The sequence below is a fragment of the Yoonia sp. genome, assembly GCF_046498525.1.
Classification (GTDB): Bacteria; Pseudomonadota; Alphaproteobacteria; order Rhodobacterales; family Rhodobacteraceae; genus Yoonia.
On the sequence record NZ_JAWOAN010000213.1, the window covers coordinates 1 to 2920 of the forward strand.

A 2920-nucleotide genomic window follows, 5' to 3' on the forward strand; every position below is an offset into this window, starting at 1 on the left:
TTGCCCCGCGTTGGAGCGCCCATGTAATCGCTGTGTGTTTCAGGGTGTGTGGCGTCACATCGGAGAGGTCGATTTTGATGCCATGTTTGGCTGCGAGGTCTGTTGCCAGCAAGCGGGCTTTATTCCAGCCGGTTTTGATATCCCCGATCCTGCGGCCTTTGTAATCTTCGACGACATAGTTTCGACCACGCACAGCCTGCCGACGCAGGTGGCGGCCCTTGAAGAGACGGGTGCTCTGCCGGACGCTGCTTGGATGGCGGGGATGATCCGCTTGCGCCGTGAAGAGTTTGACCGCGCCAAATCGCATTTTGAACACGCGTTAGCTCGGCTCTATGGCTTGGGCGAGCTGTTTGCAAAATATGAGATCGCGGCCCAGATCAGCCTTCCGATCACCGAGGATATATTTGCGCATGTGTTCCCCCGAGAGCGGGGCACACGGCTTGCGCTTGTCGAGATTGCACAGCTTCAGGGCAGTGATGCAGATGCGATGGTACACATTGAACGGCTCCGGCAAATTGATGCGACCGACCCTATTGTGCTGCTGTCCTTTGCCGAGTTGGCGCTCGACACGCCGAATGACCGGGCACTGATGGATGATGTGGTCCGCGCGACAACGCATGTTGAAAACGAAACTCCTGTCGATACGGCCATCTTGCTTTATCGAGGCCGTGCTCTGTCCGCGATGGACATGCCGGATGCTGCAATCGGTGTGTTCACATTGGCCAATCGCCGCCGCAAGAACCGGCCCGAGGGGCTGTTGCATCAGATTCGTTATGACCGTGCGGTTCTTTACGAACAAGTTGGTCGCAAGGCACAGGCGCGTCGCGAATTTGAACGCCTGTATGCAGAGGATCCAGGTTTTGAGGACGTTCGTGCAAGGCTGAACTTGTGACCACGGGTTCCAACGGAATGATTGCGTAATATGGCGTCTACAGACTTTGTAAATATGCGGCAAAAGACGCGATAATTGGCCCATTAAGTAGACAATTTTAGGAAGGCTGCTGCTGGCCGCACGCTTTGGGGCTGAGAAAGGCAAGGCGCAGAAACCATTGCAACATGCACTGCCTTCCGCTCCACTGGCAAAGGGGTATTATGACGTACTGGCAGTGCTTTTTGACGAGCAACCTCCGCGCCGCGCATGATGATAATGACGAGGTGCTGGAACGCATCTACATCGGCCGCCGCTTCCGCAGCGACACCGAACGGCTAGAAAAACTTTTCGAGATGTATACGCAGCTGACGACGAAGGTGAGCGTCTAAGCTTTGCCAGGCGCGCCTGTGTGTGTTATTAATGAGCATCATCTGCCCACAGGAGGCACAAATGAATAAACGCGCAACCAACCTGACTATCGATCCCCTGCTTCTCGATGAAGCCCGTGCGTTGAACATCAATTTGTCCGTCACCTTCGTGGCCAGCCTGCGCGGCGCCGTACGCAAACAAAAGGCCGCGCAATGGCTGGAAGAAAACCGTGCAGCTTTTGATGGATATAACGCATGGGTCGGAAAACATGGCCTTCCGCTTGAAAAGTACCGGCAGTTCTGATGGCGCGGTTCAGCGTACATGAGATGCCCGGCGGCGGCCGAGTGGTGAATCTGCAAAGTGACTTTCTTGACTGGACTGAAACCCGTGTGGTCGCGCCGTTGGTGCCGTTTGACCAAAGCCCTCCGCCCGCGAAACACCTCAACCCAGTGATTTCGCTGGACGATGGGCAGTTTGTGCTGATCGTTCAATCCATGGCTGCCGTTCGCACCGTTGCGCTTGGTGCCGCAGTGGGCGACCTGTCAGGCAATTAAGACGAGATCACCCGCGCAGTTGATATGGTTTTTCAAGGGTTATGATGATGGTATAGGTGTAAGACTGCATGTTTTCTGCGGTACGCGTCTGAGGGATCAGCCTGTATTCTGATCGCATTACGGCGAATGCCGTTTAACAGCGATGGAGGAAGGCATGACGAAAGAACAACCAACGATTTATGTCGGGATCGATGTATCGAAAGACAAGCTGGCAGTTGCGCTTGCTGGTGGTGGGCTACGTGACGAGGCTGTCAGCTTGGGCACATTTGAAACCGCCCCTGCCAGAGTTGGCCGCTTGCTCAAGATGCTTTCTGCGCGAGGGGCATCCGTCTCGGTATGCTATGAGGCAGGCCCCACAGGATATGGCCTTTATCGGCAGGTGCGCGCGTTCGGTTTCGAATGCTGTGTGGTCGCGCCTTCGTTAATTCCGGTGCGTGCTGGAGAGCGGGTGAAGACAGACCGGCTGGATGCAATTCGACTGGCCCGCCTTTTTCGCGCCGGGGAACTGACGCCCATTTGGGTTTCGGATGAAACGCATGAGGCGATGCGCGACATGGTACGGGCTCGGGAAAATGCCGCAGAGTACCACCGGCACAAACGACAGCTCGTTTCAGCGTTCATGCTGCGGCACGGACAAACTACCACCGGACCAAGCCATGGACAATGCGATATCGCCAAGGACACATATGCGATCAGCGTGAAAAACGGATCCGGATACAGAGGGGATCTTGTGTTGCGATATCATTCTGGAAGCGGTTCTGATCAGGCATGCAAAAGGGCGGCAACCAAAAAAGTTGCCGCCCTTGAAATGGAGTATTACGCGCGACGACCAATGTTTATGGAAGGTCTCCCAGTGGTGTTTCGAAGTCAGGGAAACAGGAAGGTAGGCAATCAGACATCACCATTTCACTACCACCATTATCATCGTCGCTCCCGACAGTTGCCGCGAGAAGCAATGCGGCAAGCACGCCGACCACGATATATGTAGGATCAATGGATGGGCCAGCCGGCGCAACCATTGCCTCTTCCGTCAAAGGCGTTTCGGTGATTGCAGGTGAAAGCCCGCCAGCAAATGCTGTATTGGCTGTCAACGCGAGTGCTGCGGCGAAAACTGTAGTCTTGATAT

Annotated in this window: 4 protein-coding genes and 1 pseudogene; all 5 read left to right on the forward strand. The window is 55.1% G+C overall.

The genetic code is table 11. The annotated features are described in order from the left end of the window. Positions 1-892 (forward strand): hypothetical protein (locus tag R6T97_RS13095; protein WP_410349745.1); only part of this gene is annotated, 892 nt, incomplete at its 5' end. A 221-nt stretch (positions 893-1113) separates the two neighbouring features. Continuing rightward, positions 1114-1260: pseudogene (locus R6T97_RS13100) on the forward strand (type IIL restriction-modification enzyme MmeI); the annotation flags it as partial. A 61-nt stretch (positions 1261-1321) separates the two neighbouring features. Beyond that, the gene (locus R6T97_RS13105) at positions 1322-1543 is read left to right on the forward strand and encodes a type II toxin-antitoxin system CcdA family antitoxin (protein WP_410349746.1); all 222 of its coding nucleotides are present in this window, start codon (positions 1322-1324) and stop codon (positions 1541-1543) included. Beyond that, positions 1543-1794: a CcdB family protein gene (locus tag R6T97_RS13110; protein ID WP_410349747.1), complete on the forward strand. Its 252-nt coding sequence runs from the start codon at positions 1543-1545 to the stop codon at positions 1792-1794. The genes R6T97_RS13105 and R6T97_RS13110 overlap by 1 nt, the downstream gene beginning before the upstream one ends. A 154-nt stretch (positions 1795-1948) precedes the next feature. Beyond that, positions 1949-2782: a transposase gene (locus R6T97_RS13115; protein WP_410349748.1), complete on the forward strand. Its 834-nt coding sequence runs from the start codon at positions 1949-1951 to the stop codon at positions 2780-2782. The last annotated feature ends 138 nt before the right edge of the window (positions 2783-2920 follow it).

Bases quoted from the DNA above. Each gene is read 5' to 3' on its own strand.
- R6T97_RS13105 (WP_410349746.1), top strand. From the start codon at position 1,322: ATGAATAAACGCGCAACCAACCTGACTATCGATCCCCTGCTTCTCGAT.
- R6T97_RS13110 (WP_410349747.1), top strand. From the start codon at position 1,543: ATGGCGCGGTTCAGCGTACATGAGATGCCCGGCGGCGGCCGAGTGGTG.
- R6T97_RS13115 (WP_410349748.1), top strand. From the start codon at position 1,949: ATGACGAAAGAACAACCAACGATTTATGTCGGGATCGATGTATCGAAA.